The following is a 24189-nucleotide window of genomic DNA, read 5'->3' as shown; positions in this document are numbered from 1 at the left end:
CAGCGGCCCGGTTGGGCCGTGCAGAGATTGCAGAAGATTCCTGGGGGTCGGCCCCCAGACCCCTTAAGAAACTTCGGGCCCAACAAGGAGAGCAGGGAACCCAGATGGCGGAGCTCACGATCCGGCCGGAGGAGATCCGGGACGCGCTGGAGACCTTCGTCCAGTCGTACCAGCCGGACGCGGCCTCGCGCGAGGAGGTCGGCACGGTCAGCCTGGCCGGTGACGGCATCGCGAAGGTCGAGGGTCTTCCCTCGGCCATGGCGAACGAGCTGCTGAAGTTCGAGGACGGCACCCTCGGTCTCGCGCTGAACCTCGAAGAGCGCGAGATCGGTGCGATCGTTCTCGGTGAGTTCAGCGGCATCGAGGAGGGGCAGTCGGTGCAGCGCACCGGCGAGGTCCTCTCCGTCGGCGTCGGTGAGGGATACCTGGGTCGCGTCGTCGACCCGCTCGGCAACCCGATCGACGGTCTCGGCGAGATCGCGACCGAGGGCCGCCGCGCCCTCGAGCTGCAGGCCCCGGGCGTCATGGCCCGTAAGTCGGTGCACGAGCCGATGGAGACCGGCTACAAGGCCGTCGACGCCATGACCCCGGTCGGCCGTGGTCAGCGTCAGCTGATCATCGGCGACCGCCAGACGGGCAAGACCGCCCTGGCCGTCGACACGATCATCAACCAGCGCGACAACTGGCGCTCGGGCGACGTGAACAAGCAGGTCCGCTGCATCTACGTCGCCGTCGGCCAGAAGGGCTCCACCATCGCGTCCGTGCGCGGCGCGCTGGAGGAGGCCGGTGCGCTCGAGTACACGACGATCGTCGCGGCCCCGGCGTCCGACCCGGCCGGCTTCAAGTACCTCGCCCCGTACACCGGCTCGGCCATCGGCCAGCACTGGATGTACCAGGGCAAGCACGTCCTGATCGTCTTCGACGACCTGTCGAAGCAGGCCGACGCCTACCGCGCCGTGTCGCTGCTGCTGCGCCGCCCGCCGGGCCGTGAGGCCTACCCGGGTGACGTCTTCTACCTGCACTCCCGCCTCCTGGAGCGTTGCGCCAAGCTCTCGGACGAGCTGGGTGCCGGCTCGATGACCGGTCTGCCGATCGTCGAGACCAAGGCGAACGACGTCTCGGCGTTCATCCCGACCAACGTCATCTCCATCACCGACGGCCAGTGCTTCCTGGAGTCCGACCTGTTCAACGCCGGCCAGCGCCCGGCCCTGAACGTCGGTATCTCGGTCTCCCGAGTCGGTGGCTCCGCCCAGCACCCGGCCATGAAGCAGATCGCCGGTCGCCTCCGCGTGGACCTCGCCCAGTTCCGTGAGCTGGAGGCCTTCGCGGCCTTCGGTTCCGACCTGGACGCGGCCTCGAAGGCGCAGCTGGAGCGCGGTCAGCGCATGGTCGAGCTGCTCAAGCAGGCTCAGTACCAGCCGATGCCGACCGAGAACCAGGTCGTCTCCGTCTGGGCCGGCACCACCGGCAAGATGGACGACGTCCCGGTCGCCGACATCCGTCGCTTCGAGGCCGAGCTCCTGGCGTACCTCCGCCAGAACCACTCCGGTCTCATGACCTCCATCCGTGAGGGCAAGAAGATGTCGGACGACACCCTGACGGCCGTCGCCGACGCCATCGCGGAGTTCAAGAAGCAGTTCGAGACCTCTGACGGCAAGCTGCTCGGCGAAGACGCCCCTGCCGCCGTCAACGTCTCGAAGTGACGACGGAAGGGACCTGACTCATGGGAGCGCAGCTCCGGGTCTACAAGCGTCGCATCAAATCCGTCACCGCGACGAAGAAGATCACCAAGGCGATGGAGATGATCGCCGCCTCGCGCGTGGTCAAGGCTCAGCGCAAGGTGCAGTCCTCGACCCCGTACGCCACCGAGCTCACCCGCGCGGTGACCGCGGTGGCCACGGGTGCGAACGACAAGCACCCGCTGACCACGGAGGCCGAGAACCCGACCCGTGCCGCGGTCCTGCTCCTCGCGAGCGACCGCGGTCTGGCCGGCGCCTTCAACTCCAACGCCATCAAGGCGGCGGAGCAGCTCATCAAGCGCCTGGAGGGCGAGGGCAAGGAGGTCGACGTCTACGCCGTCGGCCGCCGTGGCATCGCGCACTTCAACTTCCGTGAGCGCAAGCTGGCCGGCTCGTGGGCCGGCTTCACGGACGAGCCGACGTACGCGGACGCCAAGAAGATCGGCGAGCCGCTGATCGAGGCGATCGAGAAGGACACGGCCGAGGGTGGTGTGGACGAGCTCCACATCGTCTACACCGAGTTCGTCTCGATGATGACGCAGACGGCGGTCGAGGCCCGGCTGCTGCCCCTCAGCCTCGACGAGGTCGCGAAGGAGGCCGGCGAGTCGGACACGCTCCGCCCGCTGTACGACTTCGAGCCGTCGGCGGAGGACGTCCTGGACGCCCTTCTGCCGCGCTACGTCGAGAGCCGCATCTACAACGCGCTGCTCCAGTCGTCGGCGTCGAAGCACGCCGCGACGCGGCGCGCGATGAAGTCGGCGACCGACAACGCGGGAGACTTGATCAACAACCTCTCCCGACTTGCCAACGCGGCCCGCCAGGCCGAAATCACCCAGGAAATCAGCGAGATCGTCGGTGGCACCGCAGCCCTGGCCGACGCGACCGCGGGGAGTGACAAGTAATGACGACCACTGTTGAGACGGCCGCCGCCACGGGCCGCGTCGCCCGGGTCATCGGCCCGGTCGTCGACGTGGAGTTCCCCGTCGACGCGATGCCGGAGATCTACAACGCCCTCCACGTCGAGGTCGCCGACCCGGCCGAGGACGGCGCCAAGAAGACCCTGACGCTCGAGGTCGCGCAGCACCTCGGCGACGGCGTCGTCCGCGCCATCTCCATGCAGCCCACCGACGGCCTGGTCCGCCAGGCCCCCGTGGTGGACACCGGCGACGGCATCACCGTGCCCGTCGGTGACGTCACCAAGGGCCGCGTGTTCAACACGCTGGGTCAGATCCTGAACGAGCCCGAGGCGGAGTCGGAGGTCAGCGAGCGCTGGTCCATCCACCGCAAGGCCCCGGCGTTCGACCAGCTCGAGTCGAAGACCGAGATGTTCGAGACCGGCCTGAAGGTCGTCGACCTCCTCACCCCGTACGTCAAGGGTGGAAAGATCGGTCTGTTCGGTGGTGCCGGTGTCGGCAAGACCGTTCTGATCCAGGAAATGATCATGCGTGTGGCGAAGCTGCACGACGGTGTCTCCGTGTTCGCCGGTGTCGGCGAGCGCACCCGTGAGGGCAACGACCTCATCCAGGAGATGGAGGAGTCCGGCGTTCTGGACAAGACCGCCCTGGTCTTCGGCCAGATGGACGAGCCCCCGGGCACCCGTCTCCGTGTGGCCCTGGCCGGTCTGACCATGGCGGAGTACTTCCGCGATGTGCAGAAGCAGGACGTGCTGTTCTTCATCGACAACATCTTCCGCTTCACCCAGGCCGGTTCCGAGGTGTCGACCCTGCTCGGCCGCATGCCCTCCGCGGTGGGCTACCAGCCGAACCTGGCCGACGAGATGGGTCTCCTCCAGGAGCGCATCACCTCGACCCGTGGTCACTCGATCACCTCGATGCAGGCGATCTACGTCCCCGCCGACGACCTCACCGACCCGGCGCCGGCGACCACCTTCGCCCACCTCGACGCGACGACGGTTCTCTCCCGTCCGATCTCCGAGAAGGGCATCTACCCGGCCGTGGACCCGCTGGACTCCACGTCCCGGATCCTGGACCCGCGTTACATCGCGCAGGACCACTACGACGCCGCCATGCGCGTCAAGGGCATCCTGCAGAAGTACAAGGACCTCCAGGACATCATCGCGATCCTCGGTATCGACGAGCTCAGCGAGGAGGACAAGCTCGTCGTGCACCGTGCGCGCCGTGTCGAGCGCTTCCTGTCGCAGAACACCCACGCCGCCAAGCAGTTCACCGGTGTGGACGGTTCGGACGTCCCGCTGGACGAGTCGATCGCCGCGTTCAACGCGATCTGCGACGGTGAGTTCGACCACTTCCCGGAGCAGGCCTTCTTCATGTGTGGTGGTCTCGAGGACCTCAAGAAGAACGCCAAGGAGCTCGGCGTCTCCTGAGCCCCGTGCTCGCCCGAGGGGGGCGGGAGCCGTTCCCGCCCCCCTCTCCACGCCCCTTAGAATTGATCCCAACACCCGGCAGCACCGCCGGGTGGTGAACCGAGGAGCCCACCCTTGGCTGCTGAGCTGCACGTCGAGCTGGTCGCCGCGGACCGGAGTGTCTGGTCCGGCGAGGCCACCCTGGTCATCGCGCGTACCACCTCCGGCGACATCGGCGTCATGCCCGGTCACCAGCCGCTGCTCGGTGTGCTGGAGTCGGGCCCGGTGACCATCCGCACGAGCGAGGGCGCCACCGTCGTGGCCGCCGTCCACGGCGGCTTCATCTCCTTCGCCGACGACAAGCTGTCGCTGCTCGCGGAGATCGCCGAGCTGGCGGACGAGATCGACGCCCAGCGTGCCGAGCGCGCGCTGGAGCGTGCCAAGTCGGACGAGGACGCCGCCGCCGAGCGGCGCGCCGAGGTCCGGCTGCGCGCGGTAGCGGTCCGCTAACGGACCGGATACCGAAGAGTAGTGCCCTCAGCCGCGGCACGGCTGGAATGTTCCAGACCGTGCCGCGGCTGAGGCGATGCAGATGCAGGTGGTATTCGTGAGGCCGGCGGCGCCGGTCACGGGACGCGGCGAGGAGGTCGGTGAAGATGTTCCTCGCGCTGCTCGTGTGCGGCCTGGTCGTCGCACTGGTGTTGATCGGGCTCTTCGTCTTCGGCTTGCGCCGGCGGCTGATCCAGCGTGCCGGCGGCACCTTCGACTGTTCGCTGCGCTGGGACGTCCCGGAGGAGCCGGACCTGTCCGGCAAGGGCTGGGTGTACGGGGTGGCCCGGTACAGCGGTGACGAGATCGCCTGGTTCCGGGTCTTCTCGTACGCGCCCCGGCCGCGTCGTTTCCTGGAGCGTTCGGCCATCGTGGCCCTGGAGCGCCGGATGCCGGAGGGCGAGGAGGAGCTCGCGCTCCTGTCCGACTCGGTGATCCAGCCCTGCATGTACAACGGCGTCCGGCTCGAACTCGCGATGAGCGAGGACGCCCGGACGGGGTTCATGGCCTGGCTGGAGGCGGCGCCTCCAGGGCAGAGGGTGAACGTCGCGTAGTCGTTCCGCACGTACGGAAGCGGGGGACGGTGTGCTGCACCGTCCCCCGCTTCGTCGTACCGACGGCTGCTAGCTCAGGCCGCCGTTGATCGCGGAGACCAGCTCGCCGTTGGTGGTGTCACCGCTGAACTCCCAGAAGAACGCGCCGCCGAGGCCCTGGTTCTTGGCCCAGTTCATCTTGGAGGTGACGGTGGCGGGGGTGTCGTAGCTCCACCAGTTGGTGCCGCAGTGGGCGTAGGCGGTGCCGGCGACGGTGCCGTTGGCCGGGCAGGAGGCCTTGAGGACCTTGTAGTCCTCGATGCCCTGCTCGTAGGTGCCCTGCGCCGGGCCGGTCGCCGTGCCGCCGGGGGCGGACTGGGTGACGCCGGTCCAGCCGCGGCCGTAGAAGCCGATGCCGAGCAGCAGCTTGGAGGCCGGGACGCCCTTGGCCTTGAACTTGGCGATCGCCTCGGCGGAGTTGAAGCCCGCCTGCGGGATGCCGGCGTACGAGGTCAGCGGGGAGTGCGGGGCCGTCGGGCCCTTCGCCGCCCAGGCGCCGAAGAAGTCGTACGTCATCACGTTGAGCCAGTCGTAGTACGGCGCGGCGCCCGCGTAGTCGGCGGCGTCGATCTTGCCGCCGGCGGAGGCGTCGGCCGTGACGGCCGCGGTGACGAGGTTGCCGGCGCCGAACTTGGCGCGCATGGCCTGCATCATGTTCTTGAAGGACGCGGGGCCGCTGGTGTCACAGGTGAGACCGCAGGCGTTCGGGTACTCCCAGTCCAGGTCGATGCCGTCGAAGACGTCGGCCCAGCGCGGGTCCTCGACGAGGTCGTAGCAGGACTGCGCGAAGGCGGCCGGGTTCTGGACGGCCTGGCCGAAGCCGCCGGACCAGGTCCAGCCGCCGAAGGACCAGAGGACCTTGATGTTCGGGTAGGCCTTCTTCAGCTTGCGCAGCTGGTTGAAGTTGCCGCGCAGCGGCTGGTCCCAGGTGTCGGCGACGCCGTCGACGGACTGGTCGGCGGTGTAGGCCTTGTCGTAGTCGGCGTAGGCGTCGCCGATGGTGCACTTGCCGTTCTGCACGTTGCCGAAGGCGTAGTTGATGTGCGTGATCTTGGACGCGGAGCCCGAGGTCACGATGTTCTTCACGTGGTAGTTGCGGCCGTAGACGCCCCAGTTGGTGAAGTAGCCCAGCTTCACGGCGTTCGGGACGGGCTGGCCGCCGCCTCCGCCGGTGGTGCGGACCGCGACGGGGCCGGCGGACGGGCCGGTCTGGTCGGCGGTGTCGCGGGCGACGACGGTGTAGCTGTAGTCGGTGCCGGGGTTGAGGCCCTGGTCGGTGTAGGTCAGGCCCGTGGTGGTGGTGACCTTGGTGCCGTCGCGCAGGACGTCGTAGTTCTTGACGCCCTTGTCGTCGGTGGCCGCGCCCCAGCTGAGCTTCACCGAGGTGTCGGTGACGTTCGAGGCGGTCGGGGTGCCGGGGGCCGAGGGCGGGTTGTCGCCGGGCTGCTGGGTGCCGTCGCAGGAGGCGCCGTTGATCTTGCAGCCGGAGGGGGCGCCGGAGCCGGTGCCGTTGTAGCCGAAGGAGACGGAGGCTCCGGGGGCCAGGGTGCCGTTCCAGCCGACGTTCTTGGCGGTCCAGTGGTCGCCGCTGTTGGTGACGGTGGCGTCCCACGCGGAGGTGACCTTGGTGCCGGAGGGGTAGTCCCACTCCAGGTTCCAGGAGGAGATGGTGGTGGTGCCGGTGTTCTTGATGGTCCAGTTGGCGCCGAAACCGGTGCCCCAGTCCTGGGTCTTGGTATAGGTCGCGGTGACCGAGGTGGCGGCCTCCGCGGGGGAGGCGAGGCCGACCATCGCGGCGAGGGGGAGGGCCAGGGCGGTGAGGCCGGCGGCGGCCTTCGCCTTGAAGCCTCTTCGGCGCGTCGGTGCTTGAGTGCTCAACGGTGCTCCTCAAGTAGCGGACGTTCGGGGTGGGGGTGGTCCGTGGAGAGTTGCGCGCGCCCCGCGAGCGTAGGAAGGTCTGGACCAATCGTCAAGAGGTCCAGACCAACGTCGGATCCGTCCCCTCAGAGATCCAACTCCCTTGCCAGCACCGCCGCTTGGACCCGGCTCCGCAGCCCCAGCTTCCCCAGCACCTTGCTGACGTGGGTCTTCACCGTCGCCTCCGCCATGTCGAGGCGTGCCGCGACCTCCGCGTTCGACAGCCCCGCGCCCAGCGCCGACAGCACCTCCCGCTCCCGGGGCGTCAGCCCGTCGAGGACCGCGGGATCCCTCCGGACCGGCGGGGCCGGGGAGGCGAACTCGGCGATCAGCCGCCGCGTCACCGCCGGCGCGATCAGCCCCTCGCCCCGCGCCACCGTCCGCACCGCCTCGATCAGCTCCCGCGCGTCCGCGTTCTTCAGCAGGAAGCCCGAGGCTCCCGCGCGCAGCGCCCCGAAGACGTACTCGTCGAGATCGAAGGTGGTCAGCACCAGCACGTCCGCGAGACCCTCGGCCACCACCTGCCGGGTCGCCGTCACCCCGTCCATCCGGGGCATCTGCACGTCCATCAGCACCAGATCGGGACGCAGCTCCCGGGCCAGCTCCACCGCCCGCTCGCCGTCCTCCGCCTCCCCGACCACCTCGATGTCCGGCGCGCTGCCCAGGATCAGCACGAGCCCGGCCCGTACCGCGCTCTGGTCCTCGGCCACCACCACCCGCACCGTCATGCCCGCTCCTCCTCGCCCGCTCCCACGGGCAGCTCCGCCCGCACCCGCCACACCTCGGCACCCCCGCCCACCGCCACCGGACCGGCCTCCAGCGTCCCGTCCAGCAGCGCCACCCGCTCCCGCATCCCCACGAGCCCCGCCCCCGAGCCCGGCGCGCGCGGCCCCGCCCGCTCCCCGTACGGGCTCGTCACCGTCACCCGCAGCGCCCCGTCCGCCCGGGCGAGCGCCACCCGCACCTCGCCGGGCACCGCGTGCTTGAGCGCGTTCGTCAGCGCCTCCTGCACGATCCGGTACGCGGCCAGCTCCACCGGCGCCGGAAGCCCGGGGCCGTCCCGCCGGGCGTCGTCCAGGACGAAACGCAGCCCGCTCGCCGCGCCGTTGGCGCCCGCCTGCGCCACCAGGGCGTCCAGCCCCGCGAGCGAGGCCGTCGCCGCCGGCTCGGTCTCCGCGCCGCTCTCCCGGAGCAGCCCGATCAGCCGCCGCATCTCCGCGAGCCCCGCCACGCTGTTCTCCCGGATCACCGTCAGCGCCTGCCGGGTGGTGCCGGGATCGTCGAGGGAGAGCGCCGCCGTCGAGTGGATCGCGATCGCCGACAGGTGGTTGGCCACCACGTCGTGCAGCTCCCGCGCCATCCGCGCCCGCTCCGCCGCCACCGCCTGCGTCCGGTCCATCTCGGCCAGCAGCGCGGTCTGTTCGGCGCGCAGCCGGGCGGCCTCCGCCGCCTCCCGGTGGTTGCGCACGATCGAACCGGTGACGGCCGGCAGGAAGGAGATCATGCCGGTGATGACGCCGACGAGCAGCGCGATCGCGTTCTGCCACCAGACCAGGAACGCCACCGTGGTGGCGACCGTGACCAGCGCCGTCGTGTACGGGACGCGGCGGGCCTGCGCCGGGGTGCCGTAGACGACCGCCGCGTAGACGACGTCCGTGAACATCAGGACCGTGGCCAGGTTCCCGTTGGTGAACTGGTCGCCGACGATGGCCGACGTGCCCAGGAGCAGCGCGGTCTGCGGGGCCGCCCGGCGCAGCGCCTCCGCCCCGGCCATCACCGCCAGCGGGACGAGCGCCGCCCCGCGCTGGTCGAAGACCCGGTCGCCGGTGGTGTACAGCCCGTACGACCAGAGCAGCACGCCGACGGAGAGGCCGGCGAGGGCGATGAGCACGTCGTGGCGGTGCGGGCGGGGAAGAGCCGGGCGGGGGAGGATCACGTACCCATCCAACACGCCCCGGGGCCCCCGGACGTCGACGTCCGGGCCGATCCGTGCCCGCCCGCGCCTCCGTCGAAGGATGTAGGCGGGTTTCCTCACCGGCGACGACGAAGCCGGCCCTCCCGCACGGGACGCTGGGAAGGACCCGACGGGGGAAGGAAAGGGGAAACCGGTGATCGTCACGATGATCGTGGTCTGCGAAGTGGGGTTCTGGGTCCTGCTGGCCGCCGGCCTCGGCGCCCGCTACCTGCTGCGCATGCCGAGACTGGGCGCGGGGCTGCTGCTGTGCGAGCCGCTCCTGGAGGTCCTGCTCCTGGTCGTCTCCGCGATCGACCTCAAGAACGGCGCCGAGCCCAGCTGGCGGCACGGGCTCGCCGCGATCTACATCGGCTACACCGTCGGGCACGGGCACCGCACCGTGAAGTGGCTCGACGGCCACGCCGCGCACCGCTTCGGCGGCGCCCCGCCGCCCGCGAAGCCGCCCCGCTACGGCATGGCCCGCGCCCGCCACGAGGGCGCGATCTGGCTCGGCACGCTCATCGCCGGCTCCGTCGCCTCCGCGCTGCTCCTCGCCGCCGTCTGGTACGTCGGCGACGCCGGCGACACCGCGAAGCTGGAGGCCTCGATCGCCGGCGTCTGGCGCGCCGTCGGCATCCACGGCCTGATCGCCCTCAGCTACTCCGTCTGGCCGAAGAAGGCCCCGGAGGGCGGCGCGGAGAAGGCCTCCGAAGGCGGCGCGGAGAAGGCCTCAGCGCTCCCCGCCCGGGACCCAGAGCACGTCCCCGACCTCCTTGTTGGCCACCCGCGCAAGGATGAAGAGCAGGTCTGACAGGCGGTTGAGGTACGTGGCCGTGAGCGGGTTCATCGTCTCGCCGTGGACCTCCAGGGCCGCCCACGTCGAGCGCTCGGCCCGGCGGACCACCGTGCACGCCTGGTGCAGCAGCGCCGCGCCGGGCGTGCCGCCGGGCAGGATGAAGGAGCGCAGCTTCTCCAGCTCCTCCAGGAAGCGGTCGCAGTCCGCCTCCAGCTTGTCCACGTAGTGCTGCTCCACCCGCAGCGGCGGGTATTCGGGGTTCTCGACCACCGGCGTCGCGAGGTCGGCGCCGACGTCGAAGAGGTCGTTCTGGACGCGGGTGAGGACCGTGACGACCTCCTCGTCCAGGTGGCCGAGGGCGAGCGCCGTGCCGATGACGGCGTTGGCCTCGTTGGCGTCCGCGTAGGCCGCGATCCTGAGGTCGGTCTTGGCGGTGCGGCTCATGTCGCCCAGGGCCGTCGTGCCCCGGTCGCCGGTGCGGGTGTAGATGCGCGTCAGATTGACCATGGTCCCAGCCTAGTGACGCCCCCGCCCCCCGGGCCTGTCGCGAGTGTGACGTCCGTCAAAGAGAGCGTGACGCGCATTACTTCACGGTCACACGGCGCTTCCGGCCCGCTAATCTCCGCCGGAGAGAGCCAGAAGTGAACAGGTGCAGAGGGGTGGAATACGTGGCTGGGAAGCTCGCCGTCATCGGGGCCGGACTCATGGGATCCGGCATCGCGCAGGTCTCCGCGCAGGCAGGCTGGGACGTGGTCCTGCGGGACGTCACCGACGCCGCGCTGACCCGCGGCACCGACGGCATCAAGGCCTCGTACGAGAAGTTCGTCGCGAAGGGCAGGCTGGACGCCGCCGACGCGGAGGCCGCCCTCGGCCGCATCACCGCCACCACGGAGCTCGACGCGGTCGCCGACGCCGACGTCGTCGTCGAGGCCGTCTTCGAGAAGATCGAGGTCAAGCACGAGATCTTCCGCTCCCTCGACAAGATCGCCAAGGACGGCGCGGTCCTCGCCTCCAACACCTCCGCCATCCCGATCACCAAGATCGCCGCGGTGACGGAGCGCCCCGAGGCCGTCGTCGGCGTCCACTTCTTCTCGCCGGTCCCGATGATGCAGCTCGTCGAGCTCGTCCGCGGCTACAAGACCAGCGACGGGACCCTCGCCGCCGCCCGCTCCTTCGCCGAGTCGGTCGGCAAGACCTGCATCGTCGTCAACCGCGACGTCGCCGGCTTCGTCACCACCCGCCTGATCTCCGCCCTCGTCGTCGAGGCCGCCAAGCTGTACGAGTCGGGCGTCGCGACCGCCGAGGACATCGACATCGCCTGCAAGCTGGGCTTCGGCCACGCGATGGGCCCGCTCGCCACCGCGGACCTGACCGGCGTCGACATCCTGGTGAACGCCACGAGCAACATCTACACGGAGTCCCAGGACGAGAAGTTCGCGCCGCCGGAGCTGATGCGCCGGATGGTGGACGCGGGTGACATCGGCCGCAAGAGCGGGCAGGGCTTCTACAGCTACTGAGCCGTACCCGCCACACGGCCTCACTCCATGGAGTGAATTCAGGTATCGGTTCGACGACAAGGCGCAACGTATCTGCCGAGGCGGCAGTCAGTTGTTTGCGAAGACGGAGCATTCCCGGGGAGCGACTATGCACATCAGGGGCGACCATGCCGAGCTGGTCGTCGGGGGGCGCCTCGACGTCCGGAGCGCGGCGGACGCCCGTACGGTCCTGCACACGGCCGTCGACGACGGAGTCGGCGACCTCGTGCTCGACCTGACCGGACTCGACTCGTGGGACGCCACCGGCCTCGGCGTGATCATGGGCGCCCACCGACGGGCCGGCCGCTGCGGCCGCCGGCTCGTCCTGCGCGGGGTGCCGCCGCAGATGCAGCGGCTCCTCGTCGCCACCCGCCTCCACCGCATCCTCGCCATCGAGGGCGGCCTCGTCGTGGAGTCCCTGCCCCGGGTCTGAGCGGACGGCGCGCGGGCGGCCGGCGGACGACCGCCGCCCCGCCGTCTGTGAAGCCGCTGTGCGAAACAGGCGTCACGCTCAATCCTCACAAGACCGTGACGTCTTGGTCTCCACGGCACCCCGGCTGTTCCCGGGCGCCCGGCGACCGTCTAGGGTTCGGTCGCCCGCACCCGACGACGGACCCACCCGGCGGGCTCCGCACCACCGCTCTTGGGGGCTTTGACCATGGACCCGATACACCGGGGGCCGGACGAGTCCGGTCACGACACCGCGGCCGAGGACGCCCGCCCCGCCCCGCCCGCCGCCCTGCCCGACCGCACCGCCGCGGCGCCCGCCCGCGCCCGCGTCACCCGGATCGTCTCCGGAGGGCTGCTCCTCACCGTCAACCCCGTCGACGGCAGCGAGATCGAGCCCTGCCCGCCCGGCGAGACGCCCCCGCGGGCCCGCCGCCGCACCCCCGAGGAGCGTGCCGAGGCCGCCCGCGCCGCCGCCGCGCCCGTGCCGCCCGGCCCCGCCGCCCCCGAACTCCCCCTCCTCGAACGCGAGGAGCAGCGCGCCCGGCTCACCGAGATCCTGACCCGCGGCCGCTCCGCCCTCCTCACCGGCCCCGACGGCGCCGGCCGCACCGCCCTCCTCGACGTCGTCGCCGCCGACTGCGCCGGCCTCGCCCCCGACGGCGTCGTCCGCCTCTCCGGCCGTCACCGCACCGGCGGGGAACTCCTCCACGAGCTGCGCGCCGCCGTCCTCCACGCCCCCGGCCACCGGCCCGACCGCGACGGCCTGCGCGACGACCTCGCCACCGTCGGCGCCGTCGTCGTCGTCGACGACCTGGAGTTCGGCGGCGCCGCCCTCGACGAACTCCTCGCCGCCGCCCCCGAGTGCGCCTTCCTCCTCGCCGCCGCCCCCCACGTCCCCGCCCCCTCGGCCGAGGCGCGGATCGAGGAGGTAGCCCTGCCGGGCCTCGGCCGTGCCGCCTCCCTCGCCCTCCTGGAGGCCGCCGTCGGCCGCCGCCTCACCGAGGAGGAGGCCAACTGGGCCGGCGACCTCTGGTTCGAGTCCGAGGGGCTGCCGCTCCGCTTCGTCCAGGCCGGCGCCCTGCTCCGACAGCGCGACCGGCTGCGCGTCACCCCTGCCGAGTTCGACGCCTTCGGCGCCCTGGAGGAGGCCTTCGGCCCGTCCGGTACGGCCCCGGGGCCGGGCCCCGCGCCCGCCCCCGACCCGTACGAGAACCCGGACGTCGAGCTCCACGAGGTGCCGCTGCCCAGCCTCGGCGAGGGCGCCGCCCCCGCCGCGCTGCTCGCCTCCCGGCTCAGCCGCTCCGCCCAGACCACCCTCCGCTTCGCCGTCGCCCTCGGCGGCGAACTCCCGCACCACGCCCACCTCCCCGCGCTCGTCGGCGACACCCACGCCGACGCCGCCCTCGGCGAGCTGCGCGCCTGCGGGCTCCTCAGCCCCGTCGGCGGCCGGCACCGGCTCGCCGGCGGCGTCCTCACCCAGCTCCTCGCCCACGGCTACGGCCACGACGCCGCCGACCGCCTCCACACCGCCGCCCAGCACTACGCCTGGTGGGCCGGCCACCCCTCCGTGGGCCCCGAGCGGGCCGCCGCCGAGTCCGACGCCCTGCTCGCCGCGCTCGGCGGCCTCCTCGGGGACGGCGCCGGCGAGGAGGCCGCCGAACGGCGCGCCACCGCCGTCGCCCTCGCCCGCGCCGCCGCCCCCGCCTTCGCCGCGGGCCTCCACTGGGGCGCCTGGGAGCGGGCCCTGCGCGCCGGCCAGGAGGCAGCCCGGCTCGCCGGGGACGTCGCCGAGGAGGCGTACTTCCACCACGAGCTCGGCATCCTGGCGATCTGCGGCGGCAGCCTCGCCCGCGCCCGCGCCGAGCTGGAGGCCTCCATCGGGCTGCGCGGCGCCCTCGCCGACAAACGCGGCACCGTCGCCGGCCGCCGGGCCCTCGCCCTCGTCGCCGACCTCGGCCGCGAGCGGGAGCCCGCGACGGCCGCCCTGCCGGCCCGTGCCGACTCGCCGGCCCGCGGCCTGCCCGCCGCCGTGCGGACCACGGCCCCGGTCCCGCGGACGCCCGCCGAGCCGGCGACCGAGGTGCTGCCGCCGGTCGCGACGACCGCGGGCGTCACCCCGCCCGCCCTCCCGGCCTTCCCCGACCACGCGGACTTCGCCGACAGGGGCCCCGCGGTCCCCGCCCGCCCCGCCGCCCCGGCCGAGCCGGCCCGCAAGGGCCTCAAGGCGGTCATCCTCGACGGCACCCGGCGCAACCTCGCCGCCGTCGGCGCCGGGGCGCTCCTCGTCGCCGTCCTCGGCACGGTCGTCACCCTCGGCGCCACCTCCGGCAACGACGACGCCCCGACCTCCGGCACCGTCAGCACGGACAGCACCGCCGACCCGGACGGCGACGAGCTGCCGGACACCGACGACGGCGCCCCCGCCGACGACGAGCCCGGCGCCGACCCGGCCGCGACCGGCACGCCGACCGCCTCCGGCTCGCCCGGTCCCACCACCTCCGGCGCGACCCCCTCGTCGACCGCCACGGACCCCTCGGCGACCGGCTCCCCGTCGACCTCCTCCTCCGGCACACCGGACCCGTCGACGACGAGCGCCCCGGCGACGACCGGTGCGCCGACGACGACATCGAGACCGACGAGCACGCGTCCCGGGCCGACCCGGACCACGACGCAGCCGCCGGTGACCTCGACGACCACGTCCGAGCCGCCGCCGACCTCGACGCCGCCGTACACGACGGCGCCGCCGACCACCCCGCCGCCGACCACGACGGCCCCCGATCCGACCGGCACGACCACCAGCGAGGCCGCCGGCTCCAGCAGCGCCTCCGAGCCGCCCGCCGAGGGCTGAGGGCACGCGGAAAGGGGACGGCCCCGGGCGCTCGTCGCGCCCGGGGCCGTCCCCTCGGCCGTACCGTCTAGAACAGCCGCAGCTTGTCGTCCTCGATGCCGCGCAGGGCGTCGTAGTCGAGGACCACGCAGCCGATCCCGCGGTCCGTGGCCAGGACCCGCGCCTGCGGCTTGATCTCCTGCGCCGCGAAGACGCCCTTCACCGGGGCGAGGTGCGGGTCGCGGTTGAGCAGTTCCAGATAGCGGGTCAGCTGCTCGACGCCGTCGATCTCGCCGCGCCGCTTGATCTCGACCGCGACCGTCGCGCCGTCCGCGTCCCGGCAGAGGATGTCGACGGGGCCGATCGCCGTCGGGTACTCGCGGCGGATCAGCGTCCACCCGTCGCCCAGCGTCTCGATGCGGTCGGCGAGCAGCTCCTGGAGGTGCGCCTCGACGCCGTCCTTGATCAGACCCGGGTCGACGCCCAGTTCGTGGGACGAGTCGTGGAGGATCTCCTCCATCGTGATGATCAGTTTCTCGCCCGCTTTGTTGATCACGGTCCAGACGCCCGCGTCGCCGTCGGCGCCCTCCTTGAGCGTGCACGGCGGGGACATCCAGTTGAGCGGTTTGTACGCCCGGTCGTCCGCGTGGATCGAGACGCTGCCGTCGGCCTTGATCAGGATCAGACGGGGGGCGGAGGGCAGGTGGGCCGTGAGCCGGCCCGCGTAGTCCACGGAGCAACGGGCAATGACGAGACGCATGGTCGGCAACGCTACAAGAGGAGCGCCCTTCTACGCGATTCGGGCATCGGCATGAGCCGAACACCCGTCGGTTATCGGCCTGTTGTGTGCCCATTCTCCTGGTGCGGGCAGCACCACGCGCTTACCGTGGACGCTGGAGGTCGTCGTCCGTGCACGCTGCGTGGCGTACGTCGGCCTTCGGCCCTGCCCGCACAGACCCCGTCCGCGGGGTCGCGAGAGGAGAACCCATGTCGCTCGACGTCTCACCGGCACTGTTGGAACAGGCCGAGCGAGGCGAGGTCGACGAAGCCGCCTTCGTCGACTGCGTCCGGACCTCCCTGCCCTTCGCGTGGGAGATGATCAGTTCTCTGGTGGCCCAGCTGGAGGTGGAAGGCGGAGAGTTCGCCGACAACCAGACGCCGCCGCCGAACGAGCAGGCACGTGGTCAGCTGCTGCGCGCGCTGGCGAGCGACGCGATCCGCGGCGCGCTCCAGCGGCACTTCGGAGTGCGTCTGGCCTTCCAGAACTGCCACCGGGTGGCGGTCTTCCCGCAGGACCCGGCGGTGGACGAGCGGCTCGCCCGCTTCACCTCCGTACGGGCCCAGCTGCTCAACCAGTCGCCCGAGCTCCGCGACTGCTGAGGCCCGACCGTCGTCACCGGGAACCGCCGGGACTCGAACGCCGCCGCTCCGCGTCGCGCGATCCGCGATCGGTGCGTGCCGACACGCACCGTCTCGCGGGGACGCCGGGGCGGCGGCGGGTTCCGGCGCTCAGGCCAGCCGGGGGAGGACCTCGGCACCGAGGCGCCGCAGGTTCTCCTCGGTCGCCGCGAGGTCGCCCGAACCCTCGGCGAGCAGCGCGAAGCGGGTGATGCCGGTGCGCTCGGCGGTCGCCGCGAGCCGGTCCGCCGCGAGCGACGGGGTGCCGACCGGATGCAGCGAGCAGAGCAGCTCGGTGTACGCCACCGGGTCCCGCATCGCCCGGTGCCGGCCGTCCACCGTCACATGCGCGTCCAGACCCTGCTTCAGCCAGCCCGGCATCGCCTTCACCAGGGTCTCCACCGCGTCCCCGGTCCGGTCCGCGAGCTGCGCCACGCCCGCGGAGACGTGGCCGGCTCCGATCCGCGCGACCTCGTCGGGGTCCCGCCCCGCCTCCCGCGCCCAGCGCGCCCAGGCCGCGGTCGCCTCCGCCTTCTCCTCGTCGCCGCAGTGCATGCCGAGGAGCATCGGCAGCCCGCGCTCGGCGGCCAGCCGCACGCTCTTCGGCGAGGTGCAGGCCACGATCACCTCCGGCGCGGCCTCGCCGCCGATCAGCTCGTCGGCCCGGGGCACCACCGCCACCTCGCGGAAGGAGAACCGCTCGCCCGAGGCGCCCACCCGGGGCTCGGTCAGCCAGCGCAGGAGCAGGTCGAGGGCTTCGGGGAAGCCGCGCTCGTACGCCTCCAGGCCCGCCCCGAACACCTCCAGGTCCACCCACGGCCCGCCGCGCCCGACCCCGAGGGTGAACCTGCCGCCGGAGGCGATGTGCAGCAGCGCCGCCTGCTCGCCGAGGGCGACCGGGTGGACGCTCGGCAGCACGCTCACCGCCGTCCCCACCCGCAGCCGCCGGGTGCGGCCCAGGAGCAGCGCCGCCAGCGTCACCGCCGAGGGGCAGACGCCGTACGGCACGAAGTGGTGCTCGGCCAGCCAGACCGCGTCCAGGCCCGCCTCCTCGGCCACCTCGGCGGTCCGCACCGCCCGGTGCAGCGCCTCTCCCTGGCCCTGACCCGGAAACTGAGCCGCCAGAACGAACGTTCCCACCCGCATCGTCTTCTGCCTCCTCACGGCCGACGCGTCACTGGACCCCGTACCGGCAACAACGTCTGACACGTGCCAAAGGCAACGGCCTCGCATGAAGTTCTTGCGATTTTCGGCCCGGAGGCCGGGACCGGGCACCCGGGCACCGCGTCGCGGCCCGTAGGCTGGAGGGAACGGTCCGTGTTCCCGACCCAGTGAGGTGTGCTGTGTCCCCGCGTCACAACCGCTCCCGCCGAGGCGCCGGAGCGGCGCAGGACGACCGCGACGACCGGTACGGCGGCTCGCAGCGCACCGAGACCTGGCAGGGCGAGGAGTGGTACGTCCGCCTGGTCGCCGGCGCCAGCTCCCCGGGCAAGCGCTACCGCTGCCCCGGCTGCGACCAGGAGATCCCGGGCGGCGCCCCGCACGTCGTCGCCTGGCCCGAGTACGGCGGCGTCGACGACCGCCGCCACTGGCACAAGGCCTGCTGGAGCGCGAAGGACCGCCGCACCACCCGGGTGCAGCGGTCCCGCAACGCGCCGAAGTACTGAGGACGGACCGCCCGCTCAGACGTCCCGCTTGTTCAGCAGCGCGAACGCGCCGCCCAGCCCCACGGCGGTGGCCCCGGCCAGGATCAGCAGCGTCTCCCAGCCCGCCGGGCCGCTGTCACCGAACGGCGGCCGCGCGCTGTACAGCGAGATCAGCTGCGAGGGCACCGAGTAGGTGAAGAGCGCCTCCTGGAGCCCCTTCAGGGCGGGCGAGAACATGAAGAGCGCCGCCACCAGCGGCAGCAGCAGCACGCCGATCATCACCGTGATCGCGCCGGCCGAGTGCCGCACCAGGGCCCCGACCGCCATCGACAGCAGGCCGAGCAGCGCCATGAAGCCGGCCGCGCCGACCGTGGCCCGCGCCCACTCGGCGCCCGTCGGCTCCGCCGCGTCCACCATCGCCACCTGCGCCGTCGCCACCCCGAAGGCCACCACCAGGGTCACCGTGAAGACCAGCAGGAAGAAGACGATCGCCTTCGCCGTGAGCACCCGGGACCGGCTCGGGCACGCCGTCAGCGTCGTCCGGATCATGCCTGTGCCGTACTCGGAGGAGATCGTCAGCACGCCCAGCGTGATCACGCAGATCGAAGCCGGCAGCATCCCGAAGAAGCCCAGCGGCAGCGCGGAGTCCTCGCTCATGCCCCCGCCCTCGGAGGCGGCGACCGCGCCCACGCCCAGGCCGATCACCAGCATCAGCAGGACCATCGTGCCCAGCGTCCACACCGTCGACCGCACCGAGCGGATCTTCGTCCACTCCGAGGCGAGCGCGTCCCCGAGGTGCGCCCGGCGGACCGGGATGGGGGAGACGTAGCCGTACGGCGGGGCGGGCGTCGGGGTCGGCGTGGGGGCGGTCATCGGGCGTCCTCGGTGGTGTCGCTCGGCTTCTTCTGGAGGCTCGGCCGCGGCGCCGCGGCCGGTGCCGGGGCCGCGGGGGCCGCCGGGGGCTGCGGGGCGGCGTACGGGTTCTGTCCGGGCGGCGGCGGGGCGTACCAGCCCTGCTGCGGCGCGTCCGCCGGGGCCGACGGGCCCGGCGGCATCCCGTACCCCGGCTGCCCCGGCTGCGGCGGGGCCTGGAGGTGGGCCAGCTTGTCGTCGGTCGAGCGGTAGTCCACCGCGCCCTGCGTGAGGCGCATGTACGCCTCCTCCAGCGAGGCCTGGTGCGGGGACAGCTCCCAGAGCCGTACGTCCGCCCCGTGCGCCAGGTCGCTGATCCTCGGCAGCGGCAGGCCGGTGACCCGCAGCGCCCCGTCCGGCTCGGACAGCACCCGGCCGCCGGCCTCGACGAGCACGCCCGACAGCTTGTCCCGCAGCGCGGGCTCGCCCTCCGGGGTGCGGACCCGGGCGAAGTCCGCCGAGTTCGCCGAGATGAACTGCTTCACCGGCATGTCGGAGAGCAGCTGCCCCCGGCCGATCACGATGAGATGGTCCGCCGTGAGCGCCATCTCGCTCATCAGGTGGCTGGAGACGAAGACCGTGCGGCCCTCGGAGGCCAGCTTCTTCATCAGGTTCCGCACCCAGAGGATGCCCTCCGGGTCGAGGCCGTTGACCGGCTCGTCGAAGAGCAGCACCTGCGGATCGCCGAGCAGCGCCGCCGCGATGCCGAGCCGCTGCCCCATACCGAGCGAGAAGCCCTTGGAGCGCCGCTTCGCCACGTCCTGGAGACCCACCACGCCGAGCACCTCGTCCACCCGGCGGGCCGGGATGCCGGCCAGCTGGGCCAGGGACAGGAGGTGGTTGCGGGCGCTGCGGCCGCCGTGCACGGCCTTGGCGTCGAGCAGGGCGCCGACCTGGCGGGGCGCGTTCGGCAGCCGCCGGAAGGGGTGGCCGCCGATCGTCACGTGCCCGGACGTGGGGGTGTCCAGGCCGAGGATCATGCGCATGGTGGTCGACTTGCCGGAGCCGTTCGGACCCAGGAAGCCGGTGACGACGCCCGGCCTCACCTGGAAGGAAAGGTTGTACACGGCCGTCTTCGCGCCGTAGCGCTTGGTCAGGCCGACTGCCTCGATCATTCTCCAGCCCCATCGACGGCTCGGTGGTGTGCGATCGGGGGCAGGCCGGCGCGCGGCCGTGACGCCCCCGTACGAGTCAGGAGCTTATCCAGCCGTTGACGGTTCCCGCGCTCGTGATACGAGACCGAAGCGAAACCTCCGGGAGAAATCCGGGACGTCCCGAGGGGCGCCCCGGGGGCGCGCGTCCGCCGTCAGGCGTCCCGCCGCTTCAGCACCAGGTAACCGCCGAGCAGCGAGGCCGCCACCCAGACCAGCATGATCCCGAGCCCGCCCCACGGCCCGTACGGCGCCTTCTCCGAGCCCAGGGCGTCCGGCACCACCTGCATGATCTTGGAGCCCGCCTGGTCGGGGAAGTACTTCGCGACCTCCTTCGCCTTCGGCACCGCCGACAGGATCTGGGAGATCAGGAAGAAGAACGGCACCAGGATGCCGAGCGACAGCATCGAGGAGCGGAGCATCGCCGCCACGCCCATCGAGAAGACCGCGATCAGCCCCATGTAGAGCCCGCCGCCGACCACCGCCCGCAGCACGTTGTCCGCGCCGATCGTCGTCCGGTGCTCGCCGAGCAGCGCCTGCCCGAGGAAGAACGACAGGAAGCTCGTCACCAGGCCGACCGCCAGGGCCAGCACCCCGGCCACCACGATCTTGGAGAAGAGGAAGGTGGCCCGCTGGGGGACGGCCGCCAGCGAGGTGCGGATCATGCCCGAGGAGTACTCGGTCCCCACCACCAGCACCCCGAAGACCACCATCGCCAGCTGGCCGAGGACCATCCCGGAGAAACTGACGAAGGTCGGGTCGAAGGTCGCCCGCTCCAGCTCGGAGAGCTCGTCGAAGGTGGAGTTGAGGACCGCGGAGAGCGCCGCGCTCATCGCCACCGTGACGATCAGCGCGGACGCCAGCGTCCAGATCGTCGACGAGACCGTCCGGATCTTGGTCCATTCGGACTGGAGGACCGCAGGTACCGCCGCCATCCTCAGACCCCCTCACCGCTCTGGCCGGCCTCCGGGCCCGGTGCGGGGTCCCAGCCGGAGTTCGCGCCCCACGCGGGGCCGGACGCGGCCGGCTCGCCGCCGTGTACGTCGGTGCCGTGCGCGTGGTACTCCACCGCGCCCGCCGTCATCTGCATGAACGCCTCCTCCAGGGAGGCGCGCTGGGGGCTCAGCTCGTGCAGCGTCAGCTGGTGCGCGGCCGCCAGCTCGCCCAGCTTCTCCGTCGACGCCCCGTCGATCTCCAGGGTGCCGTTTCCGGCCTCCACCACCGTGAAACCCGCGCCGTGGAGCACGTCCCGCAGCCGTTCCTGCTGCGGAGAGCGCAGCCGCACGAAACTCCGCGAATTCTGCAGGATGAAATCCGCCATCGACGTGTCGGCCAGCAGCTTTCCCTGTCCGATCACGATCAGATGATCCGCCGTCAGCGCCATTTCGCTCATCAGATGACTGGAGACGAAGATCGTTCTTCCTTCGGCCGCCAGGGACTTCATCAGATTGCGGATCCAGTGAATTCCCTCGGGGTCCAGACCATTGACGGGTTCGTCGAACATCAGGATCTCGGGATCGCCGAGCAGCGCCGAAGCGATCCCGAGCCGTTGGCCCATGCCGAGCGAGAAGCCCTTCGACCTCTTCCGCGCCACCGCCGTCAGACCCACCAGGTCGAGGACCTCGCCCACCCGCCGCTCCGGGATCCGGTTCGACTGCGCCAGGCACAGCAGGTTGTTGTAGGCCGAGCGGCCGCCGTGCATGGCCTTGGCGTCGAGCAGCGCCCCGATGTACTTCAGCGGCTCGTCCAGCTCCCGGTAGTGCCGGCCGTCGATCCGCACCGTCCCGCTCGTCGGGTTGTCCAGATCGAGCATCATCCGCATCGTCGTCGACTTCCCCGCCCCGTTGGGCCCCAGGAAGCCGGTGATCATGCCCGGCCGGACCTGGAAGGAGAGATGATCGACCGCCGTCTTCGTCCCGTACCGCTTCGTCAGCCCCTCAAGCTCGATCATGCGTACCAAGCTAAGGGCGCGCGAAACCCCCCGCCACCGGAGTGACGGGGGGTTTCCACGGGGTCTTCCGGACGGGCCCGCGGGCCGTGCCGGGTCGTGCGGGGCCGTGCCGAGGGGGCCGGTCCTAGCGGGTCTGCTGGGCCGGGACGCCCGCGGAGCGGTCCTCGTCCAGCGGGGAGCCGGCGGCGGCCACCGCGGCACCGGTCAGCGTCGCCAGCATCTCGCGGACGTTGGTCAGCTGCGCGTTGATGGAGTCGCGGCGGTTGGTCAGCGCCGCCAGCTCGCGCTCCGATTCCGAACGGATCCGGTCGGCCTTGGCGTTCGCGTCGGCCACGATGTCCTCGGCCTGGCGCTGCGCGGTCTCCACCGTCTGACGGGCCCGGCGCTCGGCGTCCGTGCGGAGCTTCTCGGCCTCCAGGCGGAGCTGCTCGGCACGGTGCTCGATCTCGGCCAGGCGCTTCTCGGCCTTGGCCTGACGGGAGGCCAGGTCGCGCTCGGACTGCTCGCGGCGCTTCGCCAGGTTGGTCTCGAAGTCCGCGGCGGCCTGGGCGGCCTTGGCGCGGGTCTCCTCGAAGAGGGCGTCCGCCTCCTCGCGCTTCGACTGCGCGTCCTTCTGGGCCTCGGCCCGCAGCGAGTTCGCCTCGCCCTGCGCCTTCTCGACGATCCGGACGCCCTCGTCCTCGGCCTTCGCCTTGCGCTCGGCGGCGAAGGACTCCGCGTCGTTGCGCACCTGCTGGGCGGCCGACTCGGCCAGCTCGCGGTGCTGCTCGGCGGCGCGACGGGCCTCCTCGCGCAGGTCCTTCGCCTCCTCCTCGGCGAGACGGAGGATCTTCTCGACACGCGCGCCGAGACCGGCGTACGACGGCTCCGCGTCGCTCACCTGCGCCTGGGCGTTCTGCGTTTCGAGGTGGAGCTCCTCGATGCGCTTCTCCAGGGAGGTGATCCGGGCCAGAGCACTGTCACGGTCGGCGACCAGCTTGGTAATGCGGTCGTCCACCTGACCGCGGTCGTAACCACGCCGCACGAGCTCGAAGCCGAAGGGGGAGGATGTGTCGCTCATGGGGTTCCTGTCGAATGAGACCGGTGAGGTGTTAGAGGGAATCCTAGGGGCCGAAGCGGCGTGTCATCGAGCGTATGCCCGTTTGATCTGGAGAATGTCCAGCCTTTTGAGTGGCTAGCCGTCCTGGGACTTGCCACCCGATCGAGTGGAACCCGAGGAAGCGCCCGCCTTGAGACCGTCCTTCGTCCCCGCCGACGGAGTCTCGAAAGACTCCAACGCCTCGAGAACGTCCTGGACACGGGAGATCTCGGCATTGATGTCGGTACGACGCCGGGTCAGGACCTCCAGCTCGCGCCGGCCCTCCTGGACCAGCCGGTCCGCCTCGGCCTCCGCCTCCGCCTTGATCCGCTCGGCCTCCGCGATCAGCGAACTCTTCTTCTGCTCGGCCTCCTTCAGCAGCGCGTCCGCCTTCCGGACGGCCGCGATGCGGACCTTGCTCGCCTCCGAACTCGCCTCCGAGACCAGCTCCTTGGCCTTCTCCTCCGCCTCGGCCCGCTGCTCCTCCGCGGCCTTCACCAGCTTGTCGACCCGCTCGCCGGCCGTCTTCATCTGCTCGGCGGACTCGCGCCGGGCCCGCTCGTGCAGCTCCTCGATCTCCCCCTCGATCCGGCCCCGCAGCTCCTCGGCCCGCTCCCTTATGGCGGTGGCGTCCTTCCGAGCCCCGACGAGGAGTTCGTCGGCGTCGGTCCGCGCCTTCTCCACCAGGGCGTTGCCCTCCACGGTCGCCTCGGCGACGATCCGGTCGGCCTCCTTGCGGGCGGCGCCGACCATGGTGTCGGCCTGGGCCTCGGCCTCGGCGGTGGCGCGCAGCGCCTCCTCCTGGGCCTTGGCGATGAGCTGGTCGGCCTGCTCGGCCGCGTCGGCGCGCTTCTTCGCGCCGGCCTCGCGGGCCTCGTCCAGGGTCCGGTCGGCCTCCGCGCGGGCCTCCGAGCGCATCTGCTCGGCGGCCGCCTCGGCGTCCTCCTTGACCCGCGCCGACTCCGTGCGGATCCGCTCGGCGTCCTGACGGGCCGCCTCCAGCGCCTCGGCGCCCTCGGTCCGCAGCCGCTCGGCCTCGCCGGCCGCGTCCGCGATCGTCCGCTCGGCCTCGGCCCGGGCGTCGGCGGTCACCGAGTCGGCCAGCTCGCCGGCCTCCTCCGTGATCCGGCCCGCCTCCGTCGTCGCCTCGCCGACCAGCGCGTCGGCCTGCTCGGCGGCGTCCTGGCGGCGCTTGTCGGCGGCCTGCCGGGCCTCGTCCAGGATCTGCTCGGCGTCGGCCAGGGCCGCCGTCCGCAGCGCCTGGGCGTGCGCCTCGCCGTCCGTCTTGACCTGCTCGGCCTCGCTCCGCAGCCGTGCCGCGTCCCGCTCCGTGGTCTCCCGCAGCTCGGCCGACTCCGCCGCGATCCGCG

23 protein-coding genes are annotated in these 24189 nt (G+C 72.1%); 11 read left to right on the top strand and 12 right to left on the bottom strand.

What is annotated here, in order from left to right:
* Positions 1-104 precede the first annotated feature (104 nt).
* The 5 genes from atpA to IE245_RS13285 all read left to right on the top strand — a co-directional run bounded on the left by atpA (position 105) and on the right by IE245_RS13285 (position 5165).
* Positions 105-1703, top strand: coding sequence for a F0F1 ATP synthase subunit alpha (gene atpA, locus IE245_RS13305; protein ID WP_189947030.1), 1599 nt, complete (start codon positions 105-107; stop codon positions 1701-1703).
* 20 nt (positions 1704-1723) lie between these two features.
* A complete protein-coding gene (locus tag IE245_RS13300) occupies positions 1724-2641 on the top strand; it encodes a F0F1 ATP synthase subunit gamma (RefSeq protein ID WP_169086754.1) in 918 nt (305 codons plus the stop codon).
* Complete coding sequence (gene atpD, locus IE245_RS13295; protein WP_189947029.1) at positions 2641-4083, top strand: F0F1 ATP synthase subunit beta; 1443 nt, start codon at positions 2641-2643, stop codon at positions 4081-4083. The genes IE245_RS13300 and atpD overlap by 1 nt, the downstream gene beginning before the upstream one ends.
* Positions 4084-4197: 114 nt before the next feature.
* Positions 4198-4572, top strand: a complete 375-nt coding sequence (locus tag IE245_RS13290) for a F0F1 ATP synthase subunit epsilon (RefSeq protein WP_031006240.1) — start codon at positions 4198-4200, stop codon at positions 4570-4572.
* Positions 4573-4718: 146 nt separating this feature from the next.
* Positions 4719-5165, top strand: a complete 447-nt coding sequence (locus IE245_RS13285) for a DUF2550 domain-containing protein (protein ID WP_169087561.1) — start codon at positions 4719-4721, stop codon at positions 5163-5165.
* A 69-nt stretch (positions 5166-5234) separates the two neighbouring features.
* Here the strand turns inward: IE245_RS13285 and IE245_RS13280 are convergent, their stop codons facing one another.
* The 3 genes from IE245_RS13280 to IE245_RS13270 form a co-directional block, all read right to left on the bottom strand.
* Positions 5235-7082 (bottom strand): glycoside hydrolase family 18 chitinase, encoded by a 1848-nt coding sequence (locus tag IE245_RS13280; protein ID WP_506005177.1) that lies wholly within the window; start codon positions 7080-7082, stop codon positions 5235-5237.
* Between the two features lie 125 nt (positions 7083-7207).
* Positions 7208-7849 carry a response regulator gene (locus IE245_RS13275; protein WP_189947028.1) on the bottom strand — a complete coding sequence of 214 codons (642 nt, stop codon included), beginning with the start codon at positions 7847-7849 and terminating at the stop codon, positions 7208-7210.
* Positions 7846-9057, bottom strand: a complete 1212-nt coding sequence (locus tag IE245_RS13270; RefSeq protein WP_229851257.1) for a sensor histidine kinase — start codon at positions 9055-9057, stop codon at positions 7846-7848. The genes IE245_RS13275 and IE245_RS13270 overlap by 4 nt, the downstream gene beginning before the upstream one ends.
* 172 nt (positions 9058-9229) lie before the next feature.
* On the opposite strand from IE245_RS13270, the gene IE245_RS13265 reads away from it, so the two are divergent.
* Positions 9230-9886, top strand: coding sequence for a hypothetical protein (locus IE245_RS13265; RefSeq protein WP_189947027.1), 657 nt, complete (start codon positions 9230-9232; stop codon positions 9884-9886).
* Here IE245_RS13265 and IE245_RS13260 read toward each other — a convergent pair.
* On the bottom strand, positions 9806-10378 hold the full coding sequence (locus tag IE245_RS13260; RefSeq protein WP_189947026.1) for a cob(I)yrinic acid a,c-diamide adenosyltransferase: 573 nt from the start codon (positions 10376-10378) through the stop codon (positions 9806-9808). The genes IE245_RS13265 and IE245_RS13260 overlap by 81 nt on opposite strands.
* Before the next feature lie 161 nt (positions 10379-10539).
* Between IE245_RS13260 and IE245_RS13255 the strand changes: the two genes are divergently transcribed.
* The 3 genes from IE245_RS13255 to IE245_RS13245 all read left to right on the top strand — a co-directional run bounded on the left by IE245_RS13255 (position 10540) and on the right by IE245_RS13245 (position 14704).
* Positions 10540-11388, top strand: coding sequence for a 3-hydroxyacyl-CoA dehydrogenase family protein (locus tag IE245_RS13255; RefSeq protein ID WP_189947025.1), 849 nt, complete (start codon positions 10540-10542; stop codon positions 11386-11388).
* A 127-nt stretch (positions 11389-11515) separates the two neighbouring features.
* A complete protein-coding gene (locus tag IE245_RS13250) occupies positions 11516-11839 on the top strand; it encodes an STAS domain-containing protein (RefSeq protein WP_169086744.1) in 324 nt (107 codons plus the stop codon).
* Between the two features lie 225 nt (positions 11840-12064).
* On the top strand, positions 12065-14704 hold the full coding sequence (locus IE245_RS13245; protein ID WP_189947024.1) for an ATP-binding protein: 2640 nt from the start codon (positions 12065-12067) through the stop codon (positions 14702-14704).
* A gap of 67 nt (positions 14705-14771) precedes the next feature.
* Here the strand turns inward: IE245_RS13245 and nucS are convergent, their stop codons facing one another.
* Positions 14772-15443 (bottom strand): endonuclease NucS, encoded by a 672-nt coding sequence (gene nucS, locus IE245_RS13240; RefSeq protein ID WP_189947023.1) that lies wholly within the window; start codon positions 15441-15443, stop codon positions 14772-14774.
* A 227-nt stretch (positions 15444-15670) separates the two neighbouring features.
* Between nucS and IE245_RS13235 the strand changes: the two genes are divergently transcribed.
* Positions 15671-16063: an SCO5389 family protein gene (locus tag IE245_RS13235; RefSeq protein WP_189947022.1), complete on the top strand. Its 393-nt coding sequence runs from the start codon at positions 15671-15673 to the stop codon at positions 16061-16063.
* Positions 16064-16192: 129 nt separating this feature from the next.
* Here the strand turns inward: IE245_RS13235 and IE245_RS13230 are convergent, their stop codons facing one another.
* Positions 16193-17227, bottom strand: a complete 1035-nt coding sequence (locus IE245_RS13230) for an LLM class flavin-dependent oxidoreductase (RefSeq protein WP_189947021.1) — start codon at positions 17225-17227, stop codon at positions 16193-16195.
* Between the two features lie 197 nt (positions 17228-17424).
* Here IE245_RS13230 and IE245_RS13225 point away from each other — a divergent pair, with 197 nt between their 5' ends.
* Positions 17425-17748, top strand: coding sequence for an Rv1322 family protein (locus IE245_RS13225; RefSeq protein ID WP_189947020.1), 324 nt, complete (start codon positions 17425-17427; stop codon positions 17746-17748).
* A 15-nt stretch (positions 17749-17763) separates the two neighbouring features.
* On the opposite strand, the gene IE245_RS13220 is transcribed toward IE245_RS13225, so the two are convergent.
* From IE245_RS13220 to IE245_RS13195, 6 genes are all read right to left on the bottom strand, one after another.
* Positions 17764-18600 (bottom strand): ABC-2 transporter permease, encoded by an 837-nt coding sequence (locus IE245_RS13220; protein ID WP_189947019.1) that lies wholly within the window; start codon positions 18598-18600, stop codon positions 17764-17766.
* Positions 18597-19754: an ABC transporter ATP-binding protein gene (locus IE245_RS13215; RefSeq protein ID WP_189947018.1), complete on the bottom strand. Its 1158-nt coding sequence runs from the start codon at positions 19752-19754 to the stop codon at positions 18597-18599. Before IE245_RS13215 ends, IE245_RS13220 begins: the two co-directional genes overlap by 4 nt.
* A 191-nt stretch (positions 19755-19945) precedes the next feature.
* Positions 19946-20725: an ABC transporter permease gene (locus IE245_RS13210; protein WP_189947017.1), complete on the bottom strand. Its 780-nt coding sequence runs from the start codon at positions 20723-20725 to the stop codon at positions 19946-19948.
* Between the two features lie 2 nt (positions 20726-20727).
* On the bottom strand, positions 20728-21741 hold the full coding sequence (locus IE245_RS13205) for an ABC transporter ATP-binding protein (RefSeq protein WP_189947016.1): 1014 nt from the start codon (positions 21739-21741) through the stop codon (positions 20728-20730).
* Positions 21742-21865: 124 nt separating this feature from the next.
* Positions 21866-22801: a coiled-coil domain-containing protein gene (locus IE245_RS13200; protein ID WP_169086726.1), complete on the bottom strand. Its 936-nt coding sequence runs from the start codon at positions 22799-22801 to the stop codon at positions 21866-21868.
* A 114-nt stretch (positions 22802-22915) separates the two neighbouring features.
* Positions 22916-24189 (bottom strand): polarized growth protein Scy-related protein (locus IE245_RS13195; RefSeq protein WP_506005176.1); only part of this gene is annotated, 1274 nt, incomplete at its 5' end.

Source organism: Streptomyces roseolus, from assembly GCF_014649855.1.
GTDB classification, from domain to species: domain Bacteria; phylum Actinomycetota; class Actinomycetes; order Streptomycetales; family Streptomycetaceae; genus Streptomyces; species Streptomyces roseolus.
The sequence above is the reverse complement of the archived record's forward strand: the minus strand, read 5'-3'. Positions and strand labels throughout refer to the sequence as shown.

Bases quoted from the DNA above. Each gene is read 5' to 3' on its own strand.
- atpA (WP_189947030.1), top strand. From the start codon at position 105: ATGGCGGAGCTCACGATCCGGCCGGAGGAGATCCGGGACGCGCTGGAG.
- IE245_RS13300 (WP_169086754.1), top strand. From the start codon at position 1,724: ATGGGAGCGCAGCTCCGGGTCTACAAGCGTCGCATCAAATCCGTCACC.
- atpD (WP_189947029.1), top strand. From the start codon at position 2,641: ATGACGACCACTGTTGAGACGGCCGCCGCCACGGGCCGCGTCGCCCGG.
- IE245_RS13285 (WP_169087561.1), top strand. From the start codon at position 4,719: ATGTTCCTCGCGCTGCTCGTGTGCGGCCTGGTCGTCGCACTGGTGTTG.
- IE245_RS13275 (WP_189947028.1), bottom strand. From the start codon at position 7,849: ATGACGGTGCGGGTGGTGGTGGCCGAGGACCAGAGCGCGGTACGGGCC.
- IE245_RS13260 (WP_189947026.1), bottom strand. From the start codon at position 10,378: ATGGTCAATCTGACGCGCATCTACACCCGCACCGGCGACCGGGGCACG.
- IE245_RS13250 (WP_169086744.1), top strand. From the start codon at position 11,516: ATGCACATCAGGGGCGACCATGCCGAGCTGGTCGTCGGGGGGCGCCTC.
- IE245_RS13245 (WP_189947024.1), top strand. From the start codon at position 12,065: ATGGACCCGATACACCGGGGGCCGGACGAGTCCGGTCACGACACCGCG.
- nucS (WP_189947023.1), bottom strand. From the start codon at position 15,443: ATGCGTCTCGTCATTGCCCGTTGCTCCGTGGACTACGCGGGCCGGCTC.
- IE245_RS13235 (WP_189947022.1), top strand. From the start codon at position 15,671: ATGTCGCTCGACGTCTCACCGGCACTGTTGGAACAGGCCGAGCGAGGC.
- IE245_RS13230 (WP_189947021.1), bottom strand. From the start codon at position 17,227: ATGCGGGTGGGAACGTTCGTTCTGGCGGCTCAGTTTCCGGGTCAGGGC.
- IE245_RS13220 (WP_189947019.1), bottom strand. From the start codon at position 18,600: ATGACCGCCCCCACGCCGACCCCGACGCCCGCCCCGCCGTACGGCTAC.
- IE245_RS13215 (WP_189947018.1), bottom strand. From the start codon at position 19,754: ATGATCGAGGCAGTCGGCCTGACCAAGCGCTACGGCGCGAAGACGGCC.
- IE245_RS13210 (WP_189947017.1), bottom strand. From the start codon at position 20,725: ATGGCGGCGGTACCTGCGGTCCTCCAGTCCGAATGGACCAAGATCCGG.
- IE245_RS13205 (WP_189947016.1), bottom strand. From the start codon at position 21,741: ATGATCGAGCTTGAGGGGCTGACGAAGCGGTACGGGACGAAGACGGCG.
- IE245_RS13200 (WP_169086726.1), bottom strand. From the start codon at position 22,801: ATGAGCGACACATCCTCCCCCTTCGGCTTCGAGCTCGTGCGGCGTGGT.